The 1,312-nt window shown below is 50.7% G+C and carries 2 protein-coding genes; both read right to left on the reverse strand.

The features are described 5' to 3' along the window. Window positions 1-14: 14 nt before the first annotated feature. The gene (locus tag AC2VE5_RS27560; RefSeq protein WP_486890710.1) at window positions 15-506 is read right to left on the reverse strand and encodes a YajQ family cyclic di-GMP-binding protein; all 492 of its coding nucleotides are present in this window, start codon (window positions 504-506) and stop codon (window positions 15-17) included. Window positions 507-652: 146 nt separating this feature from the next. After that, on the reverse strand, window positions 653-1,312 hold a 660-nt coding region (locus AC2VE5_RS27565), incomplete at its 5' end, for an ABC transporter substrate-binding protein (RefSeq protein WP_486890711.1).

Here is a 1,312-nt window from a genome sequence, read left to right on the forward strand (position 1 = left end):
ATGGGGAATTTCTGCTAGCGGTAGTTAATAAATTGCAGCGCCAGCGGAAAATCTTCCTGCTTCAGCCGCTGCATCACCTGCTGCAGATCATCTTTGGACTTGGAATTCACCCGCACCATATCTCCTTGAATTGAGGCTTGCACTTTCTTGAACTCATCCCGGATCAGCTTAGAAATTTTCTTGGCGATATCCTGGTTGATGCCTTTTCGCAATTCAACTTCCTGCCGGACTCGATTGCCGCTGGCAGATTCAACTTTGCCATAGTCAAAAATCTTCAGAGAAAGATTGCGCTTGGCGGCCTTGGTCTGCAAAATTGTCTGAACTGCATCCAGGGTGAATTCACTATCTGTGTTGATGGTAATCCCCTGCTTTTGCAGGTCCAGCGTGGTTTGCGTATCTTTAAGATCATAGCGGCCCTTGATCTCCCGTTCAGCTTGATCCACTGTATTGACGAGTTCCTGCCAATCAAAGTCGCTGACGATATCAAAGGAAAATGTTGAAGCCATAACTAAAAACTAAATCTACTTCATGCCGCAAACAGCGATTTACTCGCTGCGTTCTTCTTGATCCTACCCAAGGTTGCTTGTTTGCGCCCTTGGTCGCTAGCTCAAGTTGTGGAGCCTAGGTCTAGTCCCCAGACCGATCAGGAGAACTAATTAGAGGCATCCGGCTGGACCTTACCGGTGACTGCTAGCTGTCCATCCTCCTTAACGGTCCAGACATCGTAGCTGCCAACCACATCTCCATACTCGTCGAAGTCAACATTGCCACTGGCCCCCTGGTAGTTAATCTCTTGGCCATCCCGCACAAGCTTTAACCCTTCACAGACATCTGTGACCTCAGTGCCGGGGGAACCCGCAACCTCACGAATTTTGCTTTTAATCCCCTCTCCGGTGTTGGCTTTTGCCGCTTCTGCTGCCAGGGCTAGCAAGGCAGCTGCATCCCAGGTGTGCGGGACAAAAGCACTGACTGGCTTGTTTTGCTTGGATTTCCAAAATTCTGTAAAGCTGGCTAATGCCTCCCCATTTGCCCCCGGAACCGTGCCGATCGCCCCGGCGAGAATAAACTTCCCATCTCCGGTTTTGCCGACCTGCTCAGGAAAGTCTTCAGAATAGACTCCATCGGTGAGCATGACTTGCTTGTCTTTGAGCAGACCCTGTTCATAGGCTGACTTCAGCAGCAGGCTACCGGTTTCGGCGTAGAGAACAGCGGCAACGGCCTTCTGTTTACCGGAGAAAGCCGCACTGGCCTCACTGGCTAAGGTCGGAGCCTTGGGGTCATAACGGGTTGGATTACTCTCATTAACGATGGT

The organism is Aliterella sp. E5.1 (assembly GCF_057473825.1).

Excerpts from the sequence above, each read along its gene's own strand:
- AC2VE5_RS27560 (WP_486890710.1), bottom strand. The coding sequence starts at position 506 with ATGGCTTCAACATTTTCCTTTGATATCGTCAGCGACTTTGATTGGCAG.